General features: G+C 72.3%; 21 protein-coding genes. 11 read left to right on the forward strand and 10 right to left on the reverse strand.

The window, feature by feature from the left end; genetic code table 11:
- Positions 1–112 precede the first annotated feature (112 nt).
- Complete coding sequence (locus TAE01_RS19465; protein ID WP_147068470.1) at positions 113–1,096, forward strand: aldo/keto reductase; 984 nt, start codon at positions 113–115, stop codon at positions 1,094–1,096.
- A gap of 226 nt (positions 1,097–1,322) precedes the next feature.
- Here TAE01_RS19465 and TAE01_RS19470 read toward each other — a convergent pair whose 3' ends face one another.
- Together TAE01_RS19470 and TAE01_RS19475 are read right to left on the reverse strand one after the other, a co-directional pair.
- The gene (locus TAE01_RS19470) at positions 1,323–1,832 is read right to left on the reverse strand and encodes a PH domain-containing protein (RefSeq protein WP_147068471.1); all 510 of its coding nucleotides are present in this window, start codon (positions 1,830–1,832) and stop codon (positions 1,323–1,325) included.
- A 61-nt stretch (positions 1,833–1,893) separates the two neighbouring features.
- Positions 1,894–2,352 (reverse strand): MarR family winged helix-turn-helix transcriptional regulator, encoded by a 459-nt coding sequence (locus tag TAE01_RS19475; protein WP_147068472.1) that lies wholly within the window; start codon positions 2,350–2,352, stop codon positions 1,894–1,896.
- Between the two features lie 63 nt (positions 2,353–2,415).
- On the opposite strand from TAE01_RS19475, the gene TAE01_RS19480 reads away from it, so the two are divergent.
- Entirely contained in the window at positions 2,416–2,784 is a 369-nt protein-coding gene (locus TAE01_RS19480) for a VOC family protein (protein WP_147068473.1), read from the forward strand.
- 143 nt (positions 2,785–2,927) lie between these two features.
- Here the strand turns inward: TAE01_RS19480 and TAE01_RS19485 are convergent, their stop codons facing one another.
- Together TAE01_RS19485 and TAE01_RS19490 are read right to left on the reverse strand one after the other, a co-directional pair.
- Positions 2,928–5,492: a glycoside hydrolase domain-containing protein gene (locus TAE01_RS19485; RefSeq protein ID WP_222594187.1), complete on the reverse strand. Its 2,565-nt coding sequence runs from the start codon at positions 5,490–5,492 to the stop codon at positions 2,928–2,930.
- A 141-nt stretch (positions 5,493–5,633) separates the two neighbouring features.
- Positions 5,634–6,530, reverse strand: a complete 897-nt coding sequence (locus TAE01_RS19490) for a helix-turn-helix transcriptional regulator (RefSeq protein WP_147068474.1) — start codon at positions 6,528–6,530, stop codon at positions 5,634–5,636.
- A gap of 289 nt (positions 6,531–6,819) precedes the next feature.
- On the opposite strand from TAE01_RS19490, the gene TAE01_RS19495 reads away from it, so the two are divergent.
- The 3 genes from TAE01_RS19495 (at position 6,820) to TAE01_RS19505 (ending at position 13,060) form a co-directional block, all read left to right on the forward strand.
- On the forward strand, positions 6,820–8,226 hold the full coding sequence (locus TAE01_RS19495) for an MFS transporter (protein ID WP_147068475.1): 1,407 nt from the start codon (positions 6,820–6,822) through the stop codon (positions 8,224–8,226).
- A gap of 205 nt (positions 8,227–8,431) precedes the next feature.
- Complete coding sequence (locus TAE01_RS19500; RefSeq protein ID WP_147068476.1) at positions 8,432–12,574, forward strand: PDDEXK-like endonuclease domain-containing protein; 4,143 nt, start codon at positions 8,432–8,434, stop codon at positions 12,572–12,574.
- A gap of 69 nt (positions 12,575–12,643) precedes the next feature.
- The gene (locus TAE01_RS19505; RefSeq protein WP_147068477.1) at positions 12,644–13,060 is read left to right on the forward strand and encodes a tetratricopeptide repeat protein; all 417 of its coding nucleotides are present in this window, start codon (positions 12,644–12,646) and stop codon (positions 13,058–13,060) included.
- A 171-nt stretch (positions 13,061–13,231) separates the two neighbouring features.
- On the opposite strand, the gene mscL is transcribed toward TAE01_RS19505, so the two are convergent.
- The 5 genes from mscL to TAE01_RS19530 form a co-directional block, all read right to left on the reverse strand.
- On the reverse strand, positions 13,232–13,597 hold the full coding sequence (gene mscL / locus TAE01_RS19510) for a large conductance mechanosensitive channel protein MscL (protein WP_147068478.1): 366 nt from the start codon (positions 13,595–13,597) through the stop codon (positions 13,232–13,234).
- A 168-nt stretch (positions 13,598–13,765) separates the two neighbouring features.
- The gene (locus tag TAE01_RS19515; protein WP_186815308.1) at positions 13,766–14,359 is read right to left on the reverse strand and encodes an SAF domain-containing protein; all 594 of its coding nucleotides are present in this window, start codon (positions 14,357–14,359) and stop codon (positions 13,766–13,768) included.
- Positions 14,360–14,463: 104 nt separating this feature from the next.
- The gene (locus tag TAE01_RS19520; RefSeq protein ID WP_222594188.1) at positions 14,464–15,342 is read right to left on the reverse strand and encodes an S-methyl-5'-thioadenosine phosphorylase; all 879 of its coding nucleotides are present in this window, start codon (positions 15,340–15,342) and stop codon (positions 14,464–14,466) included.
- 73 nt (positions 15,343–15,415) lie between these two features.
- Entirely contained in the window at positions 15,416–15,793 is a 378-nt protein-coding gene (locus TAE01_RS19525) for an FmdB family zinc ribbon protein (protein ID WP_147068480.1), read from the reverse strand.
- A gap of 45 nt (positions 15,794–15,838) precedes the next feature.
- Complete coding sequence (locus TAE01_RS19530) at positions 15,839–17,326, reverse strand: potassium/proton antiporter (protein ID WP_371860867.1); 1,488 nt, start codon at positions 17,324–17,326, stop codon at positions 15,839–15,841.
- A 301-nt stretch (positions 17,327–17,627) separates the two neighbouring features.
- Between TAE01_RS19530 and TAE01_RS19535 the strand changes: the two genes are divergently transcribed.
- Complete coding sequence (locus tag TAE01_RS19535; protein WP_186815310.1) at positions 17,628–20,156, forward strand: penicillin acylase family protein; 2,529 nt, start codon at positions 17,628–17,630, stop codon at positions 20,154–20,156.
- A 79-nt stretch (positions 20,157–20,235) separates the two neighbouring features.
- On the opposite strand, the gene TAE01_RS19540 is transcribed toward TAE01_RS19535, so the two are convergent.
- Positions 20,236–20,850: a 5-formyltetrahydrofolate cyclo-ligase gene (locus tag TAE01_RS19540; protein ID WP_147068482.1), complete on the reverse strand. Its 615-nt coding sequence runs from the start codon at positions 20,848–20,850 to the stop codon at positions 20,236–20,238.
- A 58-nt stretch (positions 20,851–20,908) separates the two neighbouring features.
- Between TAE01_RS19540 and TAE01_RS19545 the strand changes: the two genes are divergently transcribed.
- The 5 genes from TAE01_RS19545 to TAE01_RS19565 all read left to right on the forward strand — a co-directional run bounded on the left by TAE01_RS19545 (position 20,909) and on the right by TAE01_RS19565 (position 26,474).
- A complete protein-coding gene (locus TAE01_RS19545; protein ID WP_147068483.1) occupies positions 20,909–23,551 on the forward strand; it encodes a UTP--glucose-1-phosphate uridylyltransferase in 2,643 nt (880 codons plus the stop codon).
- A gap of 143 nt (positions 23,552–23,694) precedes the next feature.
- Positions 23,695–24,120: a cyclic pyranopterin monophosphate synthase MoaC gene (moaC, locus tag TAE01_RS19550; protein ID WP_246111470.1), complete on the forward strand. Its 426-nt coding sequence runs from the start codon at positions 23,695–23,697 to the stop codon at positions 24,118–24,120.
- Entirely contained in the window at positions 24,113–24,607 is a 495-nt protein-coding gene (locus TAE01_RS19555) for a MogA/MoaB family molybdenum cofactor biosynthesis protein (protein WP_147068485.1), read from the forward strand. The genes moaC and TAE01_RS19555 overlap by 8 nt, the downstream gene beginning before the upstream one ends.
- Before the next feature lie 75 nt (positions 24,608–24,682).
- Entirely contained in the window at positions 24,683–25,315 is a 633-nt protein-coding gene (locus tag TAE01_RS19560) for a GNAT family N-acetyltransferase (protein WP_147068490.1), read from the forward strand.
- A 70-nt stretch (positions 25,316–25,385) separates the two neighbouring features.
- The gene (locus TAE01_RS19565; protein WP_147068486.1) at positions 25,386–26,474 is read left to right on the forward strand and encodes a SepX/GlpR family protein; all 1,089 of its coding nucleotides are present in this window, start codon (positions 25,386–25,388) and stop codon (positions 26,472–26,474) included.
- Positions 26,475–26,957 lie beyond the last annotated feature (483 nt).

A 26,957-nucleotide genomic window follows, 5' to 3' on the forward strand; every position in this document is an offset into this window, starting at 1 on the left:
TATGGGGCGGGTGGGGGCTAACGCCAGGGACTCTCACCGCGCGTGCCGACGCCCCTAACGTCGACATCGACACACCGACGAACAAGCAGACGAACAAGGAAGTAAGTACCCCATGGACTACACCAATCTCGGCACCTCTGGCCTCACAGTCAGCCGCATCGCTCTGGGCTGCATGAGCTTCGCCGACCCCAATCCGATGATGACGTGGTCGCTCGACGCCGACCAGGCCGCGCCCCTGTTCCGGCAGGCCGTCGAGCTTGGCATCACCTTCTGGGACACCGCCAACGTCTACGGCGGCGGCACGTCCGAGGTCATCACGGGCAACGCGATGCGCGAGTTCAGCACCCGTGAGGCCACCGTCCTGGCCACCAAGATCTACTGGCCGATGCACGCTGGCCCCGGCGGCGGCGGCCTGAGCCGCAAGGCCATCCTCGAGCAGGTCGACGCCTCACTGACCAGGCTCGGCACCGACTACGTGGACCTTCTGCAGATCCACCGGTACGACCCCACCGTTCCCGTCGAGGAGTCGATGGAAGCCCTGCACGACGTGGTCAAGGCCGGCAAGGTCCGCTACCTCGGCGCGTCGTCGATGTGGGCCTGGCAGTTCTCCAAGCTGCAGCACACCGCGCAGCTGCACGGCTGGACGAAGTTCATCTCCGTCCAGGACCAGTACAGCCTCACCCAGCGTGAGGAGGAGCGCGAGATGTTCGGCCTGCTGGCCGACCAAGGCGTCGGGTCCATCCCGTGGAGCCCGCTCAACGGCGGCATCAACGCGCGCCCCTGGGGCGACCGCAGCACCGTGCGGTCGCAGTCGAACCCGCAGGTCGACATGTTCGGGAACCCGCTGTATCTCGAGAGTGACAAGGCCATCGTGGACGCCACCGAGAAGATCGCCGCCGACCGCGGAGTCCCCATGGCGCAGGTCGCGCTCGCCTGGGTCCTTCGCAACCCGGCCGTGGACTCCGTGCTCTCCGGCGCCACCAAGGAACACCACCTCGCCGACGCCGCAGCAGCGCTCGACATCACCTTGACCGACGACGAAGTGCAGGCACTCGAGGGCCCGTACGTCCCCCGCAAGCCCACCTACTTCCAGTAAGACTGTCCGCGGCGCTCAGGCGGCGCCTTCCGTCGAGGACGCCGCCTGGGCACGCGCTCATCGGCTGCTTGTTTCATTGACGCAGGATCGGTGTCTGGCGAGGCTCGGTTCCAAGCGTCCGGGCTGTCGCTCTCACATCGGCTGCTCACCTTGGGCGGCACGCTTGCGCACGCCCGGAGCCGAGGCCCGGTCGTGGTCTGCCGACGGCCACCCACGCACGCCCCTGTCACCGGAGGCCTCTGGTGGATCGCTCCCACTGCTCCTTCAGCAGCGGATACGCCTCGACCGGCGTCGGCAGGACCACCTCGCGGGAGTCCTGTCGCACAACCTCGATCCAGCCACGGCCCATGCTGAGACCACGGATCCGCACGTCTCGCACCTCCGCCCACGGGATCCGGGTCCGCCGGACGAGACGCCGGATGACGAGGCCGTCCCGTTCGAGCAGGACCCGCAGGCGGAGCTGCCCGATGGTGATGACCACGAAGCCCAGGGCGAAGCAGGCCTGCAGCGCGCGAACAGCAGGGTGTTGGACCCCGACCCCCGTCGGCCACACAGCCATGGACCCCGACGAGCAGGCCAGGAGCACGGGCCCGATGGCCTTCCGCACTCGCCGAGACCGCGGCTCCGACGGCAGGGGTGGCAGGCCGCCCGCCGTCTCATCGACGATCTCCGGACCTGTCTCGGGGCTCACGTCGCTCATGATGCACGACGGCGCCGCCGACAGGGTCGAACTCACGGGCGACGCCTCCGCAGCTTGGGTCCCAACTCGCTGTCGACCGAAGCGCCGCAGGTCGCACCTAGCCCTGATCGCCGCCGGCGCGCAGGGAGCGGGTCATGCTCTGCAGCACCCGGAACGCCTCGGACCTCTCGGTCTCGCTGAGGCCCGCCAACATCCGCTCTTCGACTGACCGGACGGCGACGGTCGCCTTCTCGAGGATCCGCCTGCCGCGGGGTGTCAGCCGCGTGGGGAGGACCTTGCCGACCGGGGCCTCCGCCGGCCTCGTCACGTGACCCTCGCGTTCGAGGGCGTGGAGCAGCACGTTCATCGACTGCCGGGTCACGAAGGCGCCCCGCGCGAGCTCGGAGTTCGACAGGCCCGGCCGCTGAGCGAGCAGCTCGAGGCAGGAGTAGTGCGTCACCGTCATGCCGAGCGGTCGCAGCACGTCATCCATCGCGGCGCGTAGGGCACTCGACGCCTCCTTGAGGAGGTAGCCCAGGGACGTCTCGAGGTCGATGCCGTCAGCTTCTTGACCCATGTCAGGATTCTGACATACATTCACCTGTGTCAGATAACTGACACGACCAGAAGGAAGCTCATCATGCCCGTCACCGGTCCCGACTTCATCTCGCTCCAGGCGCGCGACCTCGCCGCCTCGCAGGCGTTCTACGTGCAGTACCTCGGTCTCGTCCGGTCCCAGGCCGGACCGCCGCACGCCGTCGTCTTCGACACGCAGCCGATCGCCTTCGCGCTCCGCGACCTCGTGCCCGGCACCGACCTCGCATCCGCCGCCCAGCCCGGCATCGGCGCCGCGATCTGGCTCCACGCCACCGAGGTCCAGTCCATCCACGACGCCCTCGTCGCCGACGGTCACATCATCGTCTCCGCGCCCATCGACGGCCCGTTCGGTCGCACCTTCACCTTCGCCGACCCGGACGGCTACCAGATCACCCTGCACGACCGCGGCTGACCGAGGCCCTCGACCCGACCGCCCGCGCTCGGCCTCGCCGCCCGTGGGAGTGGGCATCCCGGCATACGACAGGGGCGCGACAGCGTCGCTGCCACGCCCCTGCACGCCGGTCGTCGAAGACCTACCGACCGTCCACGGCCCGGCTACCGACCACCCGGCCGACCCGGCAGGTCGACCGGGCGCCCGGCCGCCGTGGAGCGCGTGTAGTCGGCGTCAGGGCCCGACGGGGGAGTGAGCGACTCGGCCGTCGCCCAGCCGGTCGGCCTCGCAGCGAGCGTGAACGACATGGCTCCGCCGCCCTTGACCTCGCACAGCGGCAGCCACGAGCTCTGGTGCGAGGTCCGGCCGACCGTGAGGCCCGCGATGAACGGCCTCGCGGAGGCGTCCCCGTCGGTCGTGATGCGCAGCGGCTTGTTCTTCAGCCACACCGTCGCGGCCGGGAACTGGGGCGTCGACAGCGCCAGGCCCGGCGCCGACGCGACGGTGGGATACATCCCGAGCGCCGCGAAGACGTTCCAGCTCGACAGTGCGCCCATGTCGTCGTTGCCCGGCAGACCGTCACGACCGGCGTTGAAGGTGATGTCCATCAGCTTCTGCACGATGTACTGCGTCGAGGCCGGGGCACCCGCCCAGTTGTAGGCCCACGGCGCGTTGAAACCCATCTCGTTGCCCATGTAGAAGGTCTCGGCGTCCTGACCGCCGTTGAGCTGCGCGGCCGTCGGCACCGTGCTGAGCGATGAGTCGATGGAGAAGAGCCGGTCGAGACGGGCGACCGCCTGGTCCTTGCCGCCGATGGCCTTGATGAGGTCGGTCCAGGCGTACCCGAACGACCAGAAGTAGTTCGGCTCGGTCGACTCGTGGAAGGTGCCAGGCATGAGGGCGCCGGGCATCCCGGGCGTCGTCGGGGCGGCACGTGTCGCGATGGTGCCGTTCGCCGCGTCGAAGATGTGGCGCCACCAGCCCGCGCGGTCGTAGAGCGTGGCGAGGTCGGACTGCGTCACGGCGACCTTCGGGTCACGCCGCACCGAGTCGGGGACGGCCGCGAGGAACGCCGCGGCGGCGCGGTCGCTGTTGTAACGCTCGATGTTGCTCGAGGACCACTCGGGGCTCGGGTAGTAGCCGTCGCGCAGGTACTGCTCCGAGGCCGTCATGCTCTTGTTGCCGTTGCACGCGCTGGTCGGGTCGAACACCGACTGCTTGACGAGGCGGGCGGCGCTCGTCACGTCGAAGTCCTTGGCCCCGAAGGCGTACGCGCCGGCCAGCACCGGCAGGGCGTTGTCGCCGGCCATCGGCGTCGAGTCGTCGCTCGCGTCGACCCAGTGCGGGAAGGCGCCGCACTGCTCGGCGTCGACGACGAGGGACTGCATCATCTCGCTCGACTCCTTGGGGGCGAGCAGCGCGAGCAGGTGCGCCTGGGAACGGTAGGTGTCCCACAGCGAGAAGCTGCTGTAGTGCGTCGTGTAGCCACCCTTCCCTCCGCCGGGCTTGACGTAGGAGTAGTCCGCGACGTTCGCCGTCCGGCGCGGTGCGATGCCGCCCGTGGTGTCGACGCCCGTCGGGTAGGGCCGCTCGGCGCCCATGCTCCGGAAGTCCCCGTTGACGTCGGAGTAGACGGTGGGGGAGCCGAAGACCCGGTAGAGGGCGGTGTAGAACTTCACGAGCCTCGCGCGCTCCGTCGGGGTGAGCCGGCTCGCGTCGGCGGCCCGGTCGACCTGGATGGTGTTGAGCCGGGTGTTCCACGCGGAGTCCGCGGCCTTGCGGGTCTGCTCGAAGCCCGACGACCGGTTCTCCGTGTGGAGGTTGAGCTTCGCGTTCGCGACACTGACGGCCGAGATCCCGACCCGCATCGTCAGGGTCGGGTCGTGTGCCGGGAGCGAGTAGTGCAGCAGGGCGGCGCCGTCCTTGGGTGAGTTCACAGCACCCTCCGTGGACTTCACGAGGGGCCGGTCGAACTCGGCGTAGAAGTAGACGGGCGAGTTCCACGGCGTGCCGTACGGGGTGCAGAAGGCCGGCGCGACGGTCTGTCCGGACAGGACGCGTCCGTCCTTGCTGACGTCGAGCGATACGTGGTCCGGCGTGAGCTTGCCGGCCTCGGTGCTGCGGTTGCTGTTGCCGTTGAGGCGGGTGTCGATGGAGAAGTAGCCGGACCCGGCATCGGGATAGGTGAAGCGCGCCATGCCGGTCCGGGTCGTGGCCGTCAGGTCCACCTTGACCCTGTTGTCCAGGGTGACGCCGTAGTAGCCCGGGGTGGCGGACTCGGTCGCGGTGTGGAAGGGCACGCCCGTCGGGACGCCGCTGCTGCTCGAGGCCACGGCGGTCGGGGTGGAGGCCGGCATCATGCCGACCGCGCCCTGGCCGGGACAGCCGACGCCGTTGAGGTGCGTCAGGCTGAAGAAGTTGATCTTCCCCGTCGTCGCGTCCGGCGGGTTGAGGTAGCCGCCCGAGCCGTTGAAGTTGGTGCGCGGCATGTCGGGCCCGAAGTCGGTGAAGCCGAACGGCACCTTGGCGCCCGGGTTGTTGTTGCCCGCGTAACCGCTCGTGGTCGCCGCCGAGGTGCCGATGAAGGGGTTGACGTACTGCGTCAGCGGGAGCACCGACCGGTGCTGGGGCGGGACGGCGCGGTGGTCGGAGCCGGCGCCCGTCCCCGCGCTCGTCCCTGCGCTCGCCATCCCGGTGGCGCTCGTGGTGAGCAGGGCTGCAGCCGTCACGGCGACCGCCCACCTTCCCGTAGGTCTCGACAGGTGCATGGTCGACTCTCCTTCGTTCCCCGACGCTGGGGCTGGCACGGACCCCGCCACGCTAGGGAGCGCCCTCGAACCGGGGCAATGCGAAATGTCGCATGTGTCCGATCAGGACAGCCGAGTGGACAGGACCGGTGACGACCCCCGCGGCGCGCTGGCCCCGGCCAGGAGGGAGAGCGCCGTCTCGCCGGACGTGCTCGGGTATGCCGTGTGCGTGAGGATGCGCTGACCGCCGGCCTCCGGGAGGTGGAGCACCTCGAACGCGAGGTCGAACTCGCCGACCTCGGGGTGGTGGAACTGTTTCGTGCCGGTGACACACTTCTGCACCGGTTGCCGCGCCCAGAGCGCGGCGAACTCCGCGCTGTGGACGACGAGGTCGCCGATGAGCTCGGCCAGCTCGCGGTCGTCGGGGAACTGCGCGGCGATGAAGCGCAGTGACGCCACGGCCAGCGTCGCCTCAGAGCGCCAGTCACGGTAGAGGTCGCGGGTGTGCGGGTCGAGGAAGAGCATCCGCGTGAGGTTGGGGCGGTCTGCCGGGCGGGAAGGTGCTGTCGGGTCGAGGTGCCCGGCCAGCAGCAGGTGACCGAGCCGGTTCCAGGCGAGCACGTCGGACCGGCGGCCCATGACGACCGCGGGCACCGCACCCATCGCGTCGATCAGAGCGACGGTGCCGGGGCGTGCGTGGTCGGGGCGCGGAGGCCGACGCCGACGCGACGCCGCCGACGGTCGCGCGAGATCGTGCAGGTGGGCGCGTTCGTCGTCGTTCAGGCGCAGAGCTCGGGAGATGGCGTCGATGACCCCCTCGGAGGCGTTGGCGGAGTGTCCCTGCTCGAGGCGCGTGTAGTAGGTCGCCGAGACGCCGGCCAGCTGTGCCAGCTCCTCGCGTCGCAGGCCCGGCACGCGCCGCGCACCGTAGGACCTCAGCCCGACCTCGTCCGGGGTCAGCGCTGACCGGCGGCTGCGCAGGAAGGCCCCGAGGGTGCCGGCACCAGGTCTGTCGTCCATGTCCCCATTGTCGCGGTCGTGCCCACCGGCTGCCTGTCCCTGTCAGTGGCAGGCAGCCGGGGGGTGGGAGAGGCGGGGGCCTGGCTGGCCCCGCGCGCCGCGCCGAGGGTGAGGACCACGCGACCGTCCCGTCGCGCCCAACCACGTCACCCCAGACGGAAGGACTCCCGTGTCGCGCCTCGACCAGGACACCCGACGACCCGCCCCGCAACCCGCCCCGCAACCCGCCCTGCAACCCGCCCCGCAACACCCTGCCGCGCCCCCTCCGCGTGCGGACGCCGCTCCACGGATGTCGGGGCGGCAACGCCTCGCGCTCGCCGTCCTGCTGACCGCGAGCTTCACCCTCGCGGTGGACTTCTCCATCCTGAACGTGGCGCTCCCGGCCATCGGCTCGGACGTCGGCTTCTCGCTCGAGCACCTCCAGTGGATCTCGACGTCGTTCGCGCTGTGCGCAGCCGGGTTCACGCTCCTGTTCGGCCGGGTGGCCGACCTCTTCGGGCGTCGCCGGCTCTTCCTGACGGGGATCGCGCTGCTCGGCGGGTCCTCTCTCGCCGGCGGCCTGGCCCAGGAGCCGGTCGTGCTGCTCGTCGCCAGGGTGGCGCAGGGAGTCGCCACGGCCATGGTCACCCCCGCAGCGCTCGCCCTGCTCACGACGACGTTCCCCGAGGGGCCGCAACGCTCGCGGGCGCTGGGGCTCAACGGGTCCCTCATGGCCGCGGGCTTCACGACCGGGGCGATCCTCGGCGGGCTCCTGACCGACCTGCTCAGCTGGCGCTGGGCGTTCTTCGTCAACGTCGCCGTCGCCGTGGTCGTGCTGGCGGTGGCTCCCGGCGTGCTGACCGAGAGCCGTCCCTCCACCCGCCCGCGCCTCGACGTGCCGGGGGCCGTCACCGTCACGCTCGGCCTGCTCGCCGTGGTGCAGGGCCTGACGACGGCCGGCGCGTCCTCGTGGGGTGACCCGGCCGCCTGGGGATCGCTGCTCGTGGGCCTCGTCCTGCTCGCCGTCTTCTGGCAGGTCGAGCAGCGCGTCGCCCAGCCGCTGCTCCCGACGGCCGTGCTGCGGCGCCGAACCGTCGCGTGGGGGAATGTCGCCGGCCTGCTCGCCTTCGCCACGGAGACCTCGCTCGTCTTCGTCCTGACCCTCTACCTCCAGGACGTGCTCGGCTACTCGCCGCTCTCGGCCGGGCTGGTGTTCGGGGTGCTCGGCGTCGGCACCGTTGCCGGCGGCCTGCTGGGGCCGGTGGTCATCGGGCGCGTCGGAGCCCGGAACGCCGTGGTCGTCGGCCTGCTCGTCCAGTCGGCCGCCACCGCCTCGCTCGTCCTGCTGACCACGGCCCCCTCGTCGCTCGCGCTGCTGCTCGTCGCGACCTTCGTCGGTGGTGTCGCCAACCTCGTGGCCATCGTGGGCTTCATGGTCACCGCCACCTCCGGGCTCCCGGACGGGGAGCAGGGCCTGGCCACGGGGCTGGCCACGATGAGCCAGCAGGTCGGGATCACCCTCGGCATCCCGCTGATGTCCGCGGTCGTCGCAGCGCAGTGGCACGGGACCAGCGCCGAGGCGTCCCCGTCGCTGCTCGCCGGCGTGACGACGGCCGTCGCCGTCAACGCGGCCCTGTTGGTGCTGGCGGCCGCCGCCGTGGCCGTCTTCCTGCGGTCGCGCCCTTGGGAGCGCCCTTCGGAGCGCCCCGGCCGGTGAGCCGGTCCTGCTGGGGCGCGGCCCCTCCCACGCCGGTCGTCCGGGCCGACCCGGCGTGGGAGGGCCACGTCCCCGCAGACGGTCGTGACGGCATACGACCTCGGGTGCTTCGCGACGCCGCCCCCGCCCCGGTGACCTCGCGATTCCTCCGCCGCGTGGTCTGTCGCTGGCAGGACTACCGAGGTTCGTTCGTTAGCCTGCTGGAATGACCGACGCGCTCAGGACCGACCCTGCCCTCCCGGCGGAGTCGCCCTCGGGCGACCCGCGTGCCGACCGTGTCGCGGCTGCCGTCAAGACGTGGCAGCGCACCCTCGTCGACCTCGGTGGTCGCAACACGCTCCTCTGGTACCGCGACCTCCCCTCGGGAACCCTCGACCTGACGACCGCACACCCCGGCGGCGTCTCGATGCTGCTCGCCGGCCGTCGCACCCGCCTGTCCGATCTCGTCCGCGAGCCGGCCGCCTTCGAGGAGGCGAGGCGCCGGGCGCGCGCCATCCGGTCCAAGGCGCTCGAGCTGCGCGAGGAGCGCGGCATCGCCGCCGGCTTCATCGCCATCGGGATGGCCACGTGGTCGGTCCCGCGCGCGGCGCGCCCGCCGGCCTCGCCGGTGCTGCTCCGCTCCCTGGTCCTGCGACAGACCGGCGCCGCCCAGGAGGACTTCGAGCTCGACCTCGGGCCCGACGCCGAGTTCAACCCCGTGCTGCGCGAGTACCTCCGCTCCGAGCAGGGCATCGAGATCGACGCCGACGCGCTCGCCGACCTCGCCAGCGCCGGCAACGGCTTCGACCCCTACCCGGTGTATGCCGCCCTCGGCCATGCGTGCGAGCGCGTCCCCGAGTTCGAGATCACCCCGCGGCTCGTGCTCGGCACCTTCTCCTACGCCAAGCTGCCCATGGTCGCCGACCTCGCCCTGCAGGGCGCCACCCTCGCCGACCACGACGTCGTCGCGGCGCTCGCCGGCGACGAGTCCGCGCTCGCGGCGGTACGGCTGCGCGTCCCCGAGAGCGAGCCGGACCCCGACCCCGAGCACGAGTACCTCGTGCTCGACGCCGACTCCTCCCAGCACGCGGCCATCGACGCCGTCCGCGCCGGCGCCCACCTCGTCGTCAAGGGGCCTCCGGGCACGGGCAAGTCCCAGACGATCGTCAACCTCATCGCCTCGCTCGCCGCGGAGGGCAAGTCCACTCTCTTCGTGGCCGAGAAGCGCGCCGCCATCGACGCCGTCCTGACCCGCCTCGACCGCCTCGGTCTCGGCGACCTCGTGCTCGACGCCTACGACGGCCCGACCAACAAGCGCGCGACGGCCCAGCAGTTCGCCCGCAGCCTCGAGGCGGCGATCGACAACGACGCCCCCGACACCGACCGCACGACCGCGGACCTCCGGGACCGTCGTGCGCGCCTGCAGCGGCACGTCGAGGCCCTCCACGCGGTCCGTGACCCGTGGGGCGTCTCCGCCCACGAGGCGCAGGAGGCGCTCGTCGAGCTCGGCACCCGCACGCCGCCCCCGACCTGCCACGTACGCCTGGGCAGCCGCGAGCTCGGAAGCCTGAGCCGCACCCGCGCCGTCGAGCTCGGCCGTCGCCTGCGCGACGCCGCCGGCCTCGGTGCCTGGACGCGTGAGGGTGACGACCCGTGGTTCGGCGCCCGCATCCTCAGCGCCGACGACGCGTCCCGTGCGCTCGACATCACGACCAAGCACAGCACGAGCGGGCTCGACGACGCCGCTCGCCAGCTCAACCGCATCCTGTCGGAATCCCGTGTGCCCGAGGCGAACTCGCTCGCCGATTGGAAGTCGGCCTTTGCGACGATGGCGAGCGTCCGCGAGACGCTCGAGGTGTTCCGGCCCGAGGTGTTCGACATCCCCCTCAAGGAGCACATCGCCGCCACGGCCACCCGCGACTGGCGCGAGGCGCGCGATGTCGAGATGGGCTGGCTCGACCGGATGAGGATCCGCCAGCAGACCAAGCGCCTGCTCCGGCCGGGCCGCCCGCCGGCCAACCTGCACGAGGAGCTCGTCTCCGCGGGCGAGCAGCGCGAGCACTGGTTCGAGCTCGTCGGCGGCGGCGGCCGGCCCGAGATCTCGCCGCGCCTCGACGAGGGTCTCGCGCTGCTGGCCGGCCTCACGGCCGACCTCGAGTGGCTCGACGAGCGGCTCCAGCCCGGTCCGGACGGGAGCACGCTCGTCTCCCTGCCCCTCCTCGAGCTCCGGGAGCGCCTCGCTGCGCTGGCGAGCCGACCGGACCGCATCGCGGTGCTGCCCCAGGTGACGGCCGCCCTCGACGAGCTGCGCGCCGTGGGGCTCGGGTCGGTCGTCGACGACCTCGCGGCCCGCGGCATCCCCACCGACCAGGTGACGGCCGAGGTCGAGCACGTGTGGTGGGCCTCCCTCGCGCAGGAGATCACGGTGCGCGACCCCGCCTACGGCGCGCACGACGGGGCGGGTCTGCGCCGCGACGTCGCCGAGTTCGCCGAGGCCGATCGCGCCCACCAGGCGGCCACCGTCGAGCGGGTGCGGGCAGCGGTCGCCCGCAACGTCCGCGAGGTCATCTCCGACCACCCGGCCCACGAGGCCCTCGTGCGAGGCGAGGCCGGCAAGGCCCGCCGCCACCGGCCGCTGCGCGACCTCATGAACCAGGCGTCCGCGACGCTCACCGCGATCAAGCCGTGCTGGGCCATGAGCCCGCTCGTCGTCGCGTCCACGCTGCCCCCGGGTCGCTGGTTCGACGTCGTCATCTTCGACGAGGCCTCGCAGGTGCAGCCGGCGCAGGCCATCTCGGCCATCTCGCGCGCCCGTCAGGTCGTCGTCGCCGGTGACGAGCGCCAGCTGCCGCCGACGAACTTCTTCACCGTCGTCTCCGACGACGAGTCCGACGCGGCCCCCGCCGACGAGACCCTGACCGAGGGCTTCGAGTCGGTGCTCGACGTGCTCGCGGCCGCGCTGCCGACGCGCAACCTCACGTGGCACTACCGCAGCCGCGACGAGCGGCTCATCTCCTTCGCCAACGAGGCGATGTACGACGGTCGCCTCACGACGTTCCCCGGCACGTCGCTCGACTCGGCCGTCACCTTCGAGCCCGTCGACGGACAGGCGGTCGTCCAGCCCGGCGTCGACACCATCGAGACGACCGACGGCGAGGTCGCCCGGGTCGTCGAGCTCGTCCTCGAGCACGCGCGCACGCGGCCGACCGAGTCGCTCGGCGTCATCGCACTCGGCATCAAGCACGCCGACCGCCTCGAGGAGGCGGTCACCGAGGCCCTGCGCACCGCCCCCGACGTCGCCGCCTTCTTCGACGACGCGCGGGACGAGCGCTTCTTCGTCAAGAACCTCGAGCGCGTCCAGGGTGACGAGCGCGACGCCATCATCCTGTCGATCGGCTACGGCAAGACCCCGCACGGCCGGGTGCTGCACCGGTTCGGCCCGCTCAACAACGAGGGCGGCGAGCGGCGCCTCAACGTCGCGATCACCCGCGCGCGCTCGCGCATGGTCGTCGTCTCGGCGCTGCGGTCCGTCGACCTCGACCCGAGCCGCCTCAAGGCCCGCGGCGCCCTCATGCTGCGCGACTTCCTCGCCTACGCCGAGACCGGTGGGGGAGCGGGTGACGAGGACACGCTCTTCGCGACGGCGACCGTCACCACCGATCCGCTGCGCCACGACCTCGCGGAGCGCCTGCGCCGACACGGCCTCACGGTCCACGAGGACTACGGCACGGCGAGCCACCGCATCGACATCGCCGTCGAGGACCCCTACCACCGGGGTCGCGCGCTCATCGCCGTCGAGACCGACGGGGAGCGGTATGCCGCCCTGCGCAGCACGCGCGACCGGGACCGTCTGCGACCGGAGCAGCTCGCGAGACTGGGCTGGGTGCACGAGCGGGTGTGGAGCACCGACGTGTTCCGCGACCCGGCCCGTGAGATCGCTCGCATCGTCACGCTGGCCCGCACGTCGCCGCCCCCGGCCGCGCCGGAACCGACCCCCTCGGAGGGGCCGGACGACAGCGTCGCGGCTGACGGCCGAGGCGCCGGTACCGACGACGCGCGCACGGTCGGGACCACGGGCGCCGACTCGGGCGACGCGGCCACCACGACCGCGAGCCGGTCCGAGGCGTCCGAGGACGTCAAGGCCCCTGAGGCGCCCGCCACGGCTCCGGCCCCGAAGCGGAAGCGTCGCCGGGTCTTCCGCAAGGGCACGGCCGCCGCCGAGGCGACCCCCGACGGGGACGGCAGCGAGCCGGGCGCCGCACTCGGCCGCAGCAGCGACGAGCTCGACCTCGGCTGGGGTGAGCGGCCGTCGGGCTCCGGCCTCGGCGACCGCTGGCTGCAGGAGCAGCGGCCTCCGCACTACGAGTGACCCGGGTGCTGCTCACCCCGGCGAGGGGCGCGGCGGAATGCTGTGCCCGTGCGGCGCGTTGAGGGGCTCATGAACACGACGACACCGTTCTCGCTGCGCCTCTCCTGGGCCCAGGGCCTCTTCGAGCGAGGTGACCACGCGGCCGCCGCCACCGCCCTGGCCGAGCTCGTCGACGAGGTCGAGTCGTCCCGCGCCGGCTCGGCCGAGTCCGACGCCGTGCTGCACTCGGTCACCGACCTGCGCCTGCTGCTGGCCCGCGCCTACTTCCAGTCGGCCCAGCTCGGTCGGGCCGAGGCGACGCTGACCCGGGTCATCGAGGAGTCCCCGACCGACTCCTACGCGCACCTGCTGCTGGGCCGGACCCTGCAGCGCGCGGGTCGCCACGCCGAGGCCGCCCGGCCGCTGGCCCTCGCCGAGGTGCTCGGTGACTACGAGCGTCCGCAGGCCTACGGCGGCGCCTCCACGCTGACACCCGAGCCCGCCTGACGTCCCCGAGGTCGGGTCCCCGTCCCCGGGGCACCGCGTCAAAGTGCCCACTCGACGGGGGAGGGCGCCGGTCACCGCGTGAAAGTGCCCACTCGACGGGGGAGAGCGCCGGTCACCGCGTGGAAGTGCCCACTCGACTCGAGTCGAGTGGGCACTTCGGTGCAACGGGGATCAGCGGGCGCGGAGGCTGTCGCGGATCTCGGTGAGCAGGATGACCTCCTCGGAGGGGGCCTCGGGCTCGGGCTCGACGCCCCGCTTGCGCAGCTGCGCCAGGTGGTTCATCGGCACGACGACCATGAAGTAGACGGCTGCCGCGACGATGACGAAGCTGATCAGCGCCGTGAGGAAGGCCCCGAACTTCACCCCGCCGGGTGTCCAGTTCGAGAAGTCGGGCGTGCCGCCGATCTTGCCGATGAGGTCCATGATGACCGCGACGAACGCGTCGACGACCTTGGCGAACGCGGTGCCGATGACGACCGCGACGGCGAGGTCGACGACGTTGCCCCGCATCAGGAAATCCTTGAAACCCTTGATCATGCGCGTCCCTTTCTGGCCCCTGGAAGCGGGGCGTCTCGGTGCCGCGGGGCCGGAGTGATGAGTCGACCCGTCCCCGTGGGTCGTGCCTGTCGTCTGCTGAGCCTGCGGCCCGTGTGCGACGCTGCGACGCGAGTGTCGCGTGTGACGGACACCCCGGGCGATCCGAGCCTACTGCTCGGACGCCGACCCGTGCCGGATGGCCACGACGAGACTCTGACCGGCCTCGAGAGTGCTGAGACCACGGGCGACCTCGGCGGCCTGCGCCGGGTCGAGGGCCAGCGTCACGCGAGCGGGAGCGCCGGCACCGAGACCGGTCGACGCCTCGGCGTCGTGCACGGCGAGGACGACGACGTCGGCGGCGGCCCGGGCGCCGGACGCCGTGGCGTAGAGGTCGACGTGGTTGCCGGGACGCAGGCCGACCGAAGCGGCGTCGAGCACGGGGACGCTGACGGCCACGCGGTCCTCGGGCTGGCCCTCGAGCAGGTCCGGCCCGAGCAGGCGCTCGGCCGTCACGACGTCGTGCGTCGTGAGCGGCGTGGTCACGACGCGTCCCACCGCGGCGTCGACCCGGGCCAGCGCAGACGCGGGTCGCTGCCCGTCGGGCCTCGGCGTGACCGCCACGTCGGCGGGGCCGATCCGCTGTCCGACCGCCACGTCACGCACCATGACGACGGTGGGCACTCCGGCGCCACCGGCCGGTGCCGGGCGCAGCGCGCCGCCCGTGACGAGGACCGCCAGCCCGGCGAGTCCTGCCGCCGCCAACCGACGCCACCGGGTGCGTCGCGCCCTGCGACGCCGCGGACCGTCCGGCACGGCTGCGGCCCCCCGGGACCGGCGCCACCACGAGCCTGCTCGTGGCGCGGCCATCAGGGGAGGGGGAAGGGCAGCTCGAGACCGTCGAGGCTGCGTCGGCAGGGGCAGGTCGCCGTCTCGTCCGGCTCGGCCGCCGGCATCTGCCCGATGGCGTCGCGCAGGATGCCGGTGAGGTGCTCGACGTTGGTGGCGAAGACCCGCAGCACCTCGTCATGCGTGACGGCGTCGCCGCCCTCGACACCGGCGTCGTGGTCGGTGACCATGGCGATCGTCGTGAAGCACATGGCGAGCTCACGGGCCAGGGCCGCCTCGGGCATCGTCGTCATCCCGACGATGCCGAACCCGGCCTGCTGGTGCATGAGCGACTCGGCACGCGAGGAGAACCGCGGTCCGTTGATGACGACGAGGGTGCCGTCGGTGACGACCGGCAGCTGCGACAGTCGGGCGGCGTCGACGGCCACCTGGCGACCGTTCGGGCAGTAGGGGTCGGCGAACCCGACGTGGACGACGGGGCCCTCGGCCTCGTAGATCGTGTGCGCCCGCCCCCACGTGCGGTCGACGACCTGGTCGGGGACGACGATGGTGCCCGGCCCGTGCTCGGGCCTCAGCGACCCGACCGCGCACGGGGACAGGATCTGCCGGACCCCGACGGCCCGCAGGGCCCAGAGGTTGGCGCGGTAGTTGACCTGGTGCGGGGCGAACCGGTGGCCCTTGCCGTGACGGGCGACGAAGGCGACGCTGCGCCCCTCGACCTCGCCGATGACGAGCGGGTCGCTGGGGCGCCCGAACGGCGTGTCGACCTCGACGGTCTCGTGGTCGTCGAGGAACTCGTACAGGCCGGACCCGCCGATGACGCCGATCTCGGCGCGCGGACCGGGGGTGGCAACCGCTTGGACGGCGGGGTCGGGAACGGTCGTCTGCTCAATCGTCATGGCAGGAGCCTAGGGTGGCCGCCCGGCCGGCCGGACGGCATACGCCCGCGGGTGGGGACAACGTCCCTCGAGGTCAGGAGGCTGTGGACGACGTGCTGGACGACGACGAGCCGGACGCTCCCGACGCGGGCGCCGGGGCGGTCGTCGAGCCCGACGTCGACGAGCCCGAGGTCGACGAGCTCGAGGTCGAGTCGGACGACGTCGTCGACCCGGTGTCCTTCTTCGTGTCACCGGACCCGGCGGCTGCCGGCGTCGAGGCGGACTTCGCGGACGCGCGCGAGTCGGTCTTGTAGAAGCCCGAGCCCTTGAACGAGATGCCGACGGGGTGGATCACCTTGCGCAGCCGTGGCTCGCCGCACTCCGGGCACACCGTCAGGGAGTCGTCGGTGAACGACTGGCGGATGTCGAAGGCGTGACCGCACTCTTGGCACGCGTAGGAGTAGGTGGGCACAGGTGAACCTTTGACGTCGGGGGCGGAACGGGACCGAGGGTCAGTCTACGGCCAGCCGGCGAGGCGGCCGCCGCGGCTGATCTCGCGGATGCGCTGCTCGGTGCGCTGCTTGACCTTCGAGGTCGTGACCACGAGCAGCTGGTCGCCGTGCCGGATCGTCGTGAGCCGGTCGGGCACGAAGCCCTCGCCGGCGCGCACCACGAGGGTGACGTTGGCGCCCTTGGGCAGGCGCAGCTCGAAGACGGCGACGCCGTGCAGCCTCGACTCGGGCCCGACGGTCACCTGGATGACGTCGGCGCTGATCTCCATGAGGGAGGTCGACTCGAGGTCGACGTCGACCGAGTGCACCTGCTCGGTGAGCCCCAGCCGCCTGGCCACCCACGGCAGCGACGGCGCCTGCACGATGGTGAAGACGACGACGAGCATGAAGACGAGGTCGAAGATCCACTCCGTGTCCGGCGTGCCCACGACGAGCGGGACGGTGGCCAGCACGACCGGCACGGCCCCGCGCAGCCCCGCCCACGACAGGAAGAGCTGGTCGCGCCACGGCACCTTGAACCACGACACCGACGCCACCACCGACAGCGGCCGGGCGACGAGGAGCAGGACGAGCCCGATGACGATGGCCGGCACGAGCTGCTCGCCGAGGCGCGTGGGGTCGGCCAGCAGGCCGAGGAGCACGAAGAGGCCGATCTGGGCGATCCAGCCCAAGGCGTTGGCGAAGCTCTGGAACGCGACCCGGTTGGGCAGGCCCATGTTGCCCAGGACGAGCGCGGAGAGGTACGTCGCGAGGAAGCCGGAGACGTGCACGGCCGACCCCACGGCATACGCCAGGACGGTGAGCGAGACGACGCCGATGGAGAAGAGGGCCGAGGACGCCCCCGCGACACGGTGCAGGATCTGCCCGCCGAGCCAGCCCACGGCGCCGCCGACAGCGACCCCGCCGGCCAGCTCGACGACGGCGTGCAGCACGAGCACCCACCACGGGTCGGCCGTGCCGCCGGGGACGCCCTGGGCGGCGAACGCGACGACGAGGATGACCACCGGCGCGTCGTTGAAGCCCGACTCGGCCTCGAGCATCCCCGAGAGGCGCTTGGGCAGCGGCACGTTGCGCAGCACCGCGAAGACCGCGGCGGCGTCGGTAGAGGTCACGATGGCGCCCATGAGCAGCGAAATGGTCCACGACAGCGGCAGGAAGGCGTGCGCGGCGACGGCCACGACGAGCACCGACACGACGACCCCGACGGTCGAGAGCACCGCCGCGGGGGCGACGGAGTCCTTGATGTTGGACCACGACGTCGTCAGCCCGCCCTCGGAGAGGATGAGCACGAGCGCGGCGTAGCCGAGGACCCGCGTGATCGACGCGTCGTCGAACTGGATGCCGGCGCCGGCGTTGCCGAGGAGCAGGCCGATCCCGAGGTAGATGAGCAGCGACGGCAGGCCCGAGCGGACCGAGAGGCGCACGGCCGCGACCGCCACGAGGAGCACGAGCGAACCCACGAGGAGCACACGCGTCAGGTCGTCGAGGTCCATGGTCGACGACGTGATGGTTGCGAGTGCGGGCAAGGGCAGCTCCTCGGGTGTCGTCGCAATCCAACCATCCCGGGCCGACCCGCCGTGGAGCGGTCCGCGACACGTCCCCACGGCGGTCCGCGTGAGCTGCCGGGAGCGGGGTCGTCGAGGGTTGCGGCGTCGTTTGCTCGCGGTTCGGCAACGATGTCCGGCGGTGCCGCTCGGGCTGCGAGCCCGGCCCTCGGCCGTGGCCTAGGCTCGTCGCGTGTCACGGTTGAAGCGCGCCCGTCGGATCGTCCTGCTCGTCGCCGTCCTCGTCGTCATGGCGGTGGTCGCCGTCGGGATCCTGGCGATCGGTGTGGTCCGGCAGTCCTTCCCCGACACGACGGGCCAGCTCTCGATCGAGGGGCTGACGAGCTCGGTCTCGGTCCACCGTGACGCCCAGGGCGTCCCCACCATCTACGCCGACAACGCCAGCGACCTCTTCCGCGCCCAGGGGTTCGTCAGCGCCCAGGACCGCTTCTTCGAGATGGACCTGCGCCGCCACGTGACCGCCGGGCGACTCTCCGAGCTCGTCGGCAGCGCGGGCATCGACAGCGACAAGGTCATCCGGACGATGGGCTGGCGCCGCGTCGCGGAGCAGGAGCTGCCCAAGCTCGCCCCCGAGACCCGGCAGTACCTCCAGGCCTACGCCGACGGCGTCAACGCCTACATCAAGAAGACCGAGTCGCCGGAGAAGATGTCGCTCGAGTACACCGTGCTCGCCCGGCGCAACCCCGGCTACCGCGTCGAGCCGTGGACGCCGGTCGACTCGCTCGCCTGGCTCAAGGCGATGGCGTGGGACCTCCGCGGCGACTACAAGGACGAGCTGGCGCGGGCCCGCATGTCGCGCACGACGCGTTCGATCAAGCAGATCAACCTGCTCTACCCGCCCTACCCCGTCGACCGGAACCAGCCGATCCTCTCGGAGCAGGACTGGCAGCCCTCGTCGGCGGCGAGCGACCAGGCGGCCAGCCCCGCGCCCGCCGCCCTCACGGCGCTGCGCACCGCGGGTGGCGGCTCCGCGATCGACTCGGCCATCGCCTCGGTCGACGCGGTGCCGGTCAGCCTCGGGCGCGGCGACGGCATCGGGTCGAACTCGTGGGTCGTCTCCGGCTCCCGCACGACGACGGGCAAGCCGCTGCTCGCCAACGACCCGCACCTGGCGCTCGCGATCCCCGGGATCTGGGGCCAGGTCAACCTCCAGTGCCGCACGTTGAGCGCCGCCTGCCCGTTCCGGGTCTCGGGCTTCACCTTCTCGGGCCTGCCGGGCGTCGTCATCGGTCACAACGACAAGGTCGCCTGGGGCATGACGAACCTCGGTCCCGACGTGACGGACTTCTACCTCGAGCAGGTCTCGGGCAACTCCTACCTGCGCGACGGCGCCAACGTGAAGCTCGTCGAGCGCCAGGAGACCATCAAGGTGGCGGGCGGGGCCGACGTCTCGATGACGGTGCGCTCGACGGTGCACGGCCCGATCCTCTCGGACGTGGTGCCGGCGGTCGACGAGGCGGGCGACCGCAGCGTCGTGCGCGGGGCGCCGCAGAGCAACAGGTATGCCGTGTCGCTGGCCTGGACGGCGCTCAACCCGGGCACGACGGCCGACGCGATCTTCGCGCTCAACCGCGCGACGAACTGGACGGACTTCCGCAAGGCGGCCGCGCTCTTCTCGGTGCCCTCGCAGAACCTCGTCTACGCCGACACCGAGGGCCACATCGGCTACCAGGCGCCCGGACAGATCCCGATCCGCCGCTCGGCGACCCCGGGTGCGCCTCCCGGCTTCTGGCCGTCCCCGGGCTGGGACTCGCAGTGGGACTGGAAGGGCTACGTCCCCTTCGACCAGCTGCCGACCTCGTTCGACCCCGCCGAGGGCTTCATCGTCACGGCCAACCAGGCCGTCACGGCGAGCCCGACGCCGTTCCTCACCTCGGAGTGGGACTACGGCTTCCGTGCCCAGCGCATCCGGACGCTGCTCGCGGCGACGCCGAAGGTGTCGCCCGAGACGATGGCGCAGATCCAGGGCGACACCCGCAACACCTACGCCCCGGCGCTCGTCGAGCGCCTGCTGTCGGTGCAGGTCGACGACTTCACCGCCCAGGCGCAGCGCCTGCTGCGCGACTGGGACGGCAGCCAGCCCAACGACAAGTCACGTGACGCGGCCTCGGCGGCCTACTACAACGCCGTGTGGAAGTACCTCCTCCAGTACACCTTCGACGAGCTCCCGCCGGACATCGCGCCCGACGGCGGCAGCCGCTGGATGGTCGTCATGGAGCAGCTGATGAAGGACCCGAAGAACGACTGGTGGGACGACAAGACGACTCCCGGCGTGACCGAGGGCCGTGACGAGATCCTCAAGCGGGCCCTCGTCGAGGCGCGTCTCGACCTCGCGCGCGAGCTCGGCAAGGTCCCCGCGACGTGGCGCTGGGGCCGGCTGCACCAGCTCCAGCTCAAGCACCCGGTCATGGGCGCCGACGGCGTGCCGTCGATCATCCAGAACCTCTTCGACCGCAACGACATCGAGCTCGGCGGCGGCAACGCCATCGTCAACGCCAACTCGTGGAACGCCGCGGCCCCCGGCTACGACGTGACCAACGGCCCGTCGATGCGGATGATCGTCGACCTCGGCAACCTCGACGCCTCCCGTTGGGTCAACTCGACAGGTCAGTCGGGGCACGCCTACAGCGACCACTACGCCGACCAGGTCGATGCGTGGGCGGCCAACGAGACCTTCGCGTGGCCGTTCACGCAGTCCGCGGTCAAGGAGGCGACGGACGACGAGCTGACGCTCGTGCCACCGGCCTCGACCCCCTGACGCCGGGTCGTCCGGCCGACCTGTCGGCCGCCGGGTGAGGTCCTATGCCGGGTGAGGGCGGATGCCGGGTGCGACCTCGTCAGCGCACCCGCACGACGCGGCCGGTGGTCGTCACGTAGCCGTCGACCGGCACGTCGTGCTCGTCGGCCGGCAGGTCGGTCTCGCTCTGCTCGCCCTCGTGGAGCAGGGTGACGACAGGCGTGGACGGCGCGCGGTGCACGAGGGCGCGGTCGTAGCAGCCGCCGCCCTGCCCGAGCCGGGTGCCGTGCCGGTCGACCGACAGGCCGGGGGTCACGACCAGCCGGCACGTGGCGAGGGTGTCGGTGCCCAGCCACCCCTGCGGGTCCATCTCCTCGAGCGCCGGGCCGCCGTGGCTCGGACGGCGCACGGTGGCGTGGTCGCCCGAGGTGCCGGGGACGGCATACCTCCACTCGAGGGAGAAGTCGTCGAGCACGACGGGAACGACGACCTCGTGACCGGCGGCGAGGAGCGCCTCGACGAGCGGGCCGGTAGGCGGCTCGTCCGGCAGCGACTCGTAGACGGCGACCCGCCCGGGCCCGGGGACGAGACGCAGGACGGCCTCGGTGATCGCGGCGGATGCCCGAGCCCGTGCTTCCTCGTCCAGCAGTCGGGCGATCTCGCGTCGCCGGGAGCGTGCGGCGTGACGCAGGTCACGTTTGGCGGCGGATGTCATCGCGTTCGGGTTCGCGAGACGGTCCGGGCGCGCATGGGCCCATCGTAAGGTGATGCCCATGAGTGACCAGGCCCTGCGCGCTTCTGTCGACCTGATGCGCCACCGAGGCCTCGGACCGGAGGCGATCAGCGTCTTCGAGCACTACTTCGAGCAGCTCCAAGCCGGTGCGAAGGGGACCATCCCGGAGGCCTCGATCGAGCCCCTCGGCGACATCCAGACCCTCCGCGAGGTGCAGGTCAGCGACGAGGAGGCCCGGGCGGCGCTGTCCAAGACCGCGGTCGTCAAGCTCAACGGCGGCCTGGGCACGGGGATGGGCATGAGCGGGGCCAAGTCGGCGCTCGAGGTCAAGGACGGGCTGACCTTCCTCGACATCATCGCCCTGCAGGTGCTGGCGCTGCGCGAGCGCTGGGGCGTCGAGCTGCCGCTCGTGCTCATGAACTCCTTCCGCACCTCGGAGGAGTCGCTCAAGATCCTCGCGAAGTACCCCGACCTGCCCGTCGACGGCCTGCCGCTCGACTTCATCCAGAACGCCGAGCCCAAGCTGCGGCCCGACGACCTCATGCCGGTGCAGTGGCCCGACGACCCCGAGCTCGAGTGGTGCCCGCCCGGCCACGGCGACATCTACGTCTCGCTCGTCACGTCTGGCGTGCTCGACGCCCTGCTGGAGAAGGGGATCCGCTACGCGTTCCTCTCCAACTCCGACAACCTCGGTGCGACGTGCGACCCCGACGTCGCGGCCTGGATGGTCGAGCAGGGCCTGCCCTTCGTCGCGGAGGTCTGCCAGCGCACCAAGAGCGACCGCAAGGGCGGCCACCTCGCGGTGCGCAAGTCGGACGGTCGCATCGTGCTGCGCGACACGGCCATGGTCGCCGAGGGGGAGGAGCGCTACTTCCGTGACATCAAGCGGCACAGCACCTTCAACGCCAACAACGTGTGGATCGACCTCGAGGTCCTCCGCGAGCGCATGACCGCCAAGCACGGCGTCCTCGGCCTGCCGATCATCGTCAACCACAAGAACGTCGACCCTGCCGACCCCGGCTCGCCCGAGGTCATCCAGATGGAGTCGGCCATGGGCACGGCGATCGAGGTCTTCGAGGGGTCCGAGGCCATCCTCGTGCCGCGCACGCGCTTCCGGCCCGTCAAGACGACGAACGACCTGCTCGTCATCCGCTCGGACTTCTTCTCCCTCGACGACGGCTACCACGTCGTCGCCGCCGTCGACGGTCCCGAGCCCTACGTCGACCTCGACTCGGCCTACCGTTTCGTCTCCGGCTTCGAGAAGCGCTTCCCCAAGGGCGTGCCGTCGATGCGCGACTGCACGAGCCTGCGCGTCATCGGCGACCCCGTCTTCGGCCGGAACGTCCGCTGCGTCGGCGACGTGCTCATCGACGGCTACCGCAGGGTCCTCGACGACGCGGTGCTGGGCGAGCTGCCCGTGCCCGCGACGTCGCCCGCCGCCAGGCGTGGCGACGTGCGCACCGTCGACGAGCACCTCAAGGCCATCCTCGCGACGCTGGAGCCGTCCCCGACCGCGTGGACGCCGCTCACCGAGGCCCTCGGGCTCGTCGTGGCCCGCGACGTGCGCTCCAAGGTCGACCTCCCGAGCTTCGACAACTCCTCGATGGACGGGTATGCCGTCCGCGCCGACTCGCTCTCGACCGCGGGCGACGGGTCGGTGCGGCTGCGCATCGTCGGTGAGGTCGCCGCCGGTGACGACCCCTCCTTCACTGTGGGACCGGGCGAAGCGGCCCGGATCATGACAGGCGCCCCGATCCCCGAGGGGGCCGACGCGGTCATCGCCGTCGAGGACACCGACGGGGCGGCGACGGGTGAGGTGGAGTGCCGCATGTCGGTGCCCCGCGGCCGCTATGTGAGACCCCGGGGCGAGGACGTCTCCTCCGGCGCGGTCATCGTGCCGGCCGGCGAGGTCGTCGGCGCGCGCACCATCGCCCTGCTCGCGGCGTGCGGGCATGCGGTCGTCGAGGTCCACCGCCGGCCGCACGTCGTCGTCCTCTCCACCGGCACCGAGCTCGTCGAGCCCGGAAAGCCCTTGGGGCCCGGGCAGATCCACGACTCCAACTCCTCGATGCTCTGGGCCGCTGCAGTGGGTGCGGGTGCGTCGGCGGAGATCCAGGCCGCGGTCGGTGACTCCGACGCGGACCTGCTCGCAGCCCTCGACGACATCGTCACGCGCGCCGACGTCGTCATCACGAGCGGCGGCGTCTCCATGGGCGCGTACGACGTCGTCAAGAGTGCGCTGCGCGACAAGGGCATCGACTTCGTCAAGGTGGCCATGCAGCCCGGCAAGCCGCAGGGCTACGGCCTGCTCAGCGGGCCGGCGGGCAAGCCGGTGCCGCTGTTCGCCCTGCCGGGCAACCCCGTGTCGTCGTTCGTGTCGTTCGAGATCTTCGTGCGCCCGGCGTTGCGCAGGCTGATGCGCCTCTCGCCCGAGAAGCGCCGCCTGCGTCCGGCGACGCTCATCTCGGGGGTCGAGTCCTTCGGTGGCAGAAGGCAGTTCGGCAGAGCGGTGGTCTCGCGCTCCGCCGAGGGCACGCTGGTCGCCGTCCCCGTGGCGGGCCAGGGCTCGCACTTCGTCGCCGACCTGTCCCGGGCCAACGCGCTCTTCGTCGTGCCCGAGGACGTCACCGAGCTCGTCGCCGGCGAGGTCGTCGACGTCCTCCTCCTCGACAAGGACGCCTGATGAGCGAGCAGCCGCCGTCCCCGGCCGCAGGTGTGCCGAGCGACCGACCCCCGGTGGCTCCCGGGGCTCCCGGGGCTCCAGGGGCTCCAGGGGCTCCCGTGGCACCGGCGCTGACCCACGTGCGTCCCGACGGGAGCGCGCACATGGTCGACGTGTCGGCCAAGGCCGTCACCGCGCGCGAGGCCAGTGCGGCCGGCCGGGTGCTGCTCAGCCCCGACGCCGTGTCGGCCCTGAGGTCCGGGCGCGTCCCCAAGGGTGACGCCCTCGCCGTGGCCCGCATCGCCGGCATCCAGGCCGTCAAGCGCACCCCCGAGCTGATCCCGCTCGCCCACCCCATCGCCGTGCACGGCGTCGAGGTCGACGTCACCGTCGCCGACGACGGCGCCGACATCACGGCGACGGTGCGCACCGCCGACCGCACCGGCATCGAGATGGAGGCGTTGACCGCGGTGTCGGTCGCCGCCCTCGCGCTCATCGACATGGTCAAGGCCGTCGACAAGCACGGGCGCATCACCGACGTGCGCGTCACCGCGAAGTCCGGCGGCCGTTCGGGGGACTGGCATGAGTGAGCGCCCGGGCGCCGGGCGTCGGGCGGTCGTCGTCACGGTCTCGACCCGGGCCGCGGCCGGTGTCTACGCCGACCGGTCCGGACCCGTCATCGTCGAGCGCCTCCGAGGCTGGGACTTCGAGGTGGGGGAGCCCGTCGTCGTGGCCGACGGTGACGACTTCGGCATGGCCCTGCGCGAGGTCCTGGCGAGCGAGCCCGACCTCGTGCTCACGACCGGCGGCACGGGTCTCACTCCCACCGACGCGACGCCCGAGCAGACCGCGCCGCTGCTCGACCGTCTCGTCCCGGGGGTGGCCGAGGCGATCCGCGCGGCCGGGGTCGCCAAGGGTGTGCCGACGGCGATGCTGTCGCGCGGCCTCGTCGGGCTGGCCGGCCGCACCCTCGTGGCCAACCTCCCCGGCTCGCGCGGTGGCGTCAGCGACGCGCTCGACGTGCTCGAGCCGGTCCTGGGCCACGCCCTCGACCAGATCCCCGGCAGTGACCACTGAGGTGATGGCACGGGCTGCCCTGCGGCGTCTCGCGACTCGGGTCGCCTCCACCCGCTCCGAGGTGACCACGTGAGGATGCCGTGGCGTCCGCACCGCGACGGCCGCGCGCAGTGGCCCGTCGTCCTGCGCGACGCGTCCGCCGAGCCCGCCATCGTGCTGCGGCCCCTCCGGCTGGGGGACGAGCGGGACTGGCAGCGCGTGCGCCGGGACAACGCGGCATACGTCCAGCCGTGGGAGCCGACCCTCCCACCCGGCTCGCCCGCGCGCACCCCGGTGTCGTTCCGCCAGTTCGTGCGCGACCTCGACGCGGAGGCGATCGCCGACCGCGCCATGCCGTGGTGCATCGAGGTGGGCGGGCGCATCGTCGGGCAGGTCCACCTGTTCGGGATCGTCCGGGCCGCACAGCAGTCGGCGGCGGCCGGCTACTGGCTCGACGAGGCCGTCACCGGCCGAGGCATCGCGACGCGGGCGCTCGCGCTGGCCGTCGACCACGCCCTCGGGGCCGGCGGTCTGCACCGCGTCGAGGTCAACATCCGCCTCGACAACGTGCCGTCCCTGCGTGTCGTCGAGCGACTCGGCCTGCGCGACGAGGGCGTGCGCGAGCGGTTCCTGCACATCGACGGCGCCTGGCGCGACCACCGGTCCTTCGCCGTCACGACCGAGGACCTCGCCGGATCGACCCTCATGACCCGTCTGTCACAGCCGTAACACCAGCCTCTTGCGCGACACGCCTCGAATGTGCGGGGTCGTTACCGAACCGCGTCCTACCGTGGGTCACGTGCCCGTCAGCAGCCTGATCTTCGTCGTCATCGTGGCGATCTGGGCTGCCTATCTCGTGCAGCACTGGGCCCGTCGCCGCGAGGAGGCCGCAGCCACGCGGTCCGTCGACGGCTTCACCGAGGCCATGCGCGTGCTCGAGAAGCGTCCCGCCCTGCCGGCCTCCGAGCTGAGCACGCCGCGCCCCCACTCGTATGCCGTCAAGCCCGCCGCGTCCGGCCGTCCCACCGTCGACGTGAAGCGGGCCGTCCCAGCCGGCAGCACCCGCCGTCACTCGCCGCTCGTCGCCCGACGAGGCGAGGAGCGGGTGCTCACCGCCACCCTGCCCGCCGGCGGTCGCTCCCACCTGAACCACACCGACCACGACATCGCCCCCTACGCCGAGGTGGACCGCATGCCCGAGTCAGCACGCCAGCCGAGCCACGGAGCCCACGGCCGTCCACGCCGTGCCGAGGGGCCGGCGCCGGCGCGGGTCTCGGTGGCGCAGCGTCGGATTCGTGCTGCACTGCTCCTCGTCGCGCTCCTCTGGCTGCCGGTCTCGGTCGTGCTGACGGTCACCGGCGTCATCATGTGGGTCTCGATCCCGTTCGCGGTGCTGACCGTCGGTGCCGTGCTCGTGTGGCTCCGTGCCGAGGCACAGTCCGACCGGCTCCGTGCCACGGCGGACGTCGACGACGAGGCCGACCACACGCGCCGGGACTCGCGCGACCGCGGGCGTCCCCGCCAGGTCATGCACCCGGTGCCCATGCTCTCCAGCGACGACACCCAGGTCATCCGCAGCGCTCCGGCGCCCGCCGCGCCCGAGGCGCGCGAGGTCGCCCCGCGCGCCGAGGCCGGTGTCTTCGACGTCCAGGCGGCCCCGGTCACCGGCGAGGTCCCGGTCGCCGCCGTCGAGGCCGCCCCGGTGGCCGAGGGCAGCTGGAGCCCGGTCCCCGTGCCGCGACCGACCTACTCCCTCAAGGCCAAGGCCGAGCCCCGCTACACCGACTCCGGCATCCCCGCCGACGTGTTCGACACGCCGGAGTTCGCCGAGGAGGCGGAGGAGCTCGACGACCGGGCCCTCTTCGCCCGCCGCGCAGTCTCCCAGTAACCCCGACCGGCGCCCCACGCGCCGTCGACCCGAGCCGCGCCGACCGAAGGTCGAGGACCGGGCCGCACCAGAGCGCACCCACCCGCGTCAAACCCCGCCCGGGCGGACTTCAGGCAGCGCTCCAGCCGGCACTCGCCACCACAACCCCGCCCTGGCGGACTTCTGGTGGTGTTCGCGCCGTCACCCGCTACCACAACCCCGCCCGGGCGGACTTCCGGTGGTGTTCGCGCCGTCGCCGGCCGCCACAACCCCGCCCGGGCGGACCTCTGGTGGTGTTCGCGCCGTCCCCGGCCGCCACAACCCCGCCCGGGCGGACCTCTGGCAGCGCTCCAGCCGGCACCCGCCACCACAACCCCGGCCGGGCGGACTTCCGGTGGTGCTCGCGCCGGCACCCGCCACCACAACCCCGCCCGGGCGGACTGGTGCAGCAGGGCCGGTCGCCGTGAGTCGTCGGTTTGGGGGCCGCGGCGCTGTCAGCGGCGG

This window comes from Terrabacter aerolatus (assembly GCF_007991735.1).
GTDB lineage: Bacteria > Actinomycetota > Actinomycetes > Actinomycetales > Dermatophilaceae > Terrabacter > Terrabacter aerolatus.

Bases quoted from the DNA above. Each gene is read 5' to 3' on its own strand.
- moaC (WP_246111470.1), top strand. From the start codon at position 23,695: ATGGTCGACGTGTCGGCCAAGGCCGTCACCGCGCGCGAGGCCAGTGCG.
- TAE01_RS19540 (WP_147068482.1), bottom strand. From the start codon at position 20,850: ATGACATCCGCCGCCAAACGTGACCTGCGTCACGCCGCACGCTCCCGG.
- TAE01_RS19505 (WP_147068477.1), top strand. From the start codon at position 12,644: ATGAACACGACGACACCGTTCTCGCTGCGCCTCTCCTGGGCCCAGGGC.
- TAE01_RS19520 (WP_222594188.1), bottom strand. From the start codon at position 15,342: ATGACGATTGAGCAGACGACCGTTCCCGACCCCGCCGTCCAAGCGGTT.
- mscL (WP_147068478.1), bottom strand. From the start codon at position 13,597: ATGATCAAGGGTTTCAAGGATTTCCTGATGCGGGGCAACGTCGTCGAC.
- TAE01_RS19555 (WP_147068485.1), top strand. From the start codon at position 24,113: ATGAGTGAGCGCCCGGGCGCCGGGCGTCGGGCGGTCGTCGTCACGGTC.
- TAE01_RS19480 (WP_147068473.1), top strand. From the start codon at position 2,416: ATGCCCGTCACCGGTCCCGACTTCATCTCGCTCCAGGCGCGCGACCTC.
- TAE01_RS19495 (WP_147068475.1), top strand. From the start codon at position 6,820: ATGTCGGGGCGGCAACGCCTCGCGCTCGCCGTCCTGCTGACCGCGAGC.
- TAE01_RS19545 (WP_147068483.1), top strand. From the start codon at position 20,909: ATGAGTGACCAGGCCCTGCGCGCTTCTGTCGACCTGATGCGCCACCGA.
- TAE01_RS19530 (WP_371860867.1), bottom strand. From the start codon at position 17,326: ATGGACCTCGACGACCTGACGCGTGTGCTCCTCGTGGGTTCGCTCGTG.
- TAE01_RS19500 (WP_147068476.1), top strand. From the start codon at position 8,432: ATGACCGACGCGCTCAGGACCGACCCTGCCCTCCCGGCGGAGTCGCCC.
- TAE01_RS19465 (WP_147068470.1), top strand. From the start codon at position 113: ATGGACTACACCAATCTCGGCACCTCTGGCCTCACAGTCAGCCGCATC.
- TAE01_RS19490 (WP_147068474.1), bottom strand. From the start codon at position 6,530: ATGGACGACAGACCTGGTGCCGGCACCCTCGGGGCCTTCCTGCGCAGC.
- TAE01_RS19535 (WP_186815310.1), top strand. From the start codon at position 17,628: ATGGCGGTGGTCGCCGTCGGGATCCTGGCGATCGGTGTGGTCCGGCAG.
- TAE01_RS19560 (WP_147068490.1), top strand. From the start codon at position 24,683: ATGCCGTGGCGTCCGCACCGCGACGGCCGCGCGCAGTGGCCCGTCGTC.
- TAE01_RS19475 (WP_147068472.1), bottom strand. From the start codon at position 2,352: ATGGGTCAAGAAGCTGACGGCATCGACCTCGAGACGTCCCTGGGCTAC.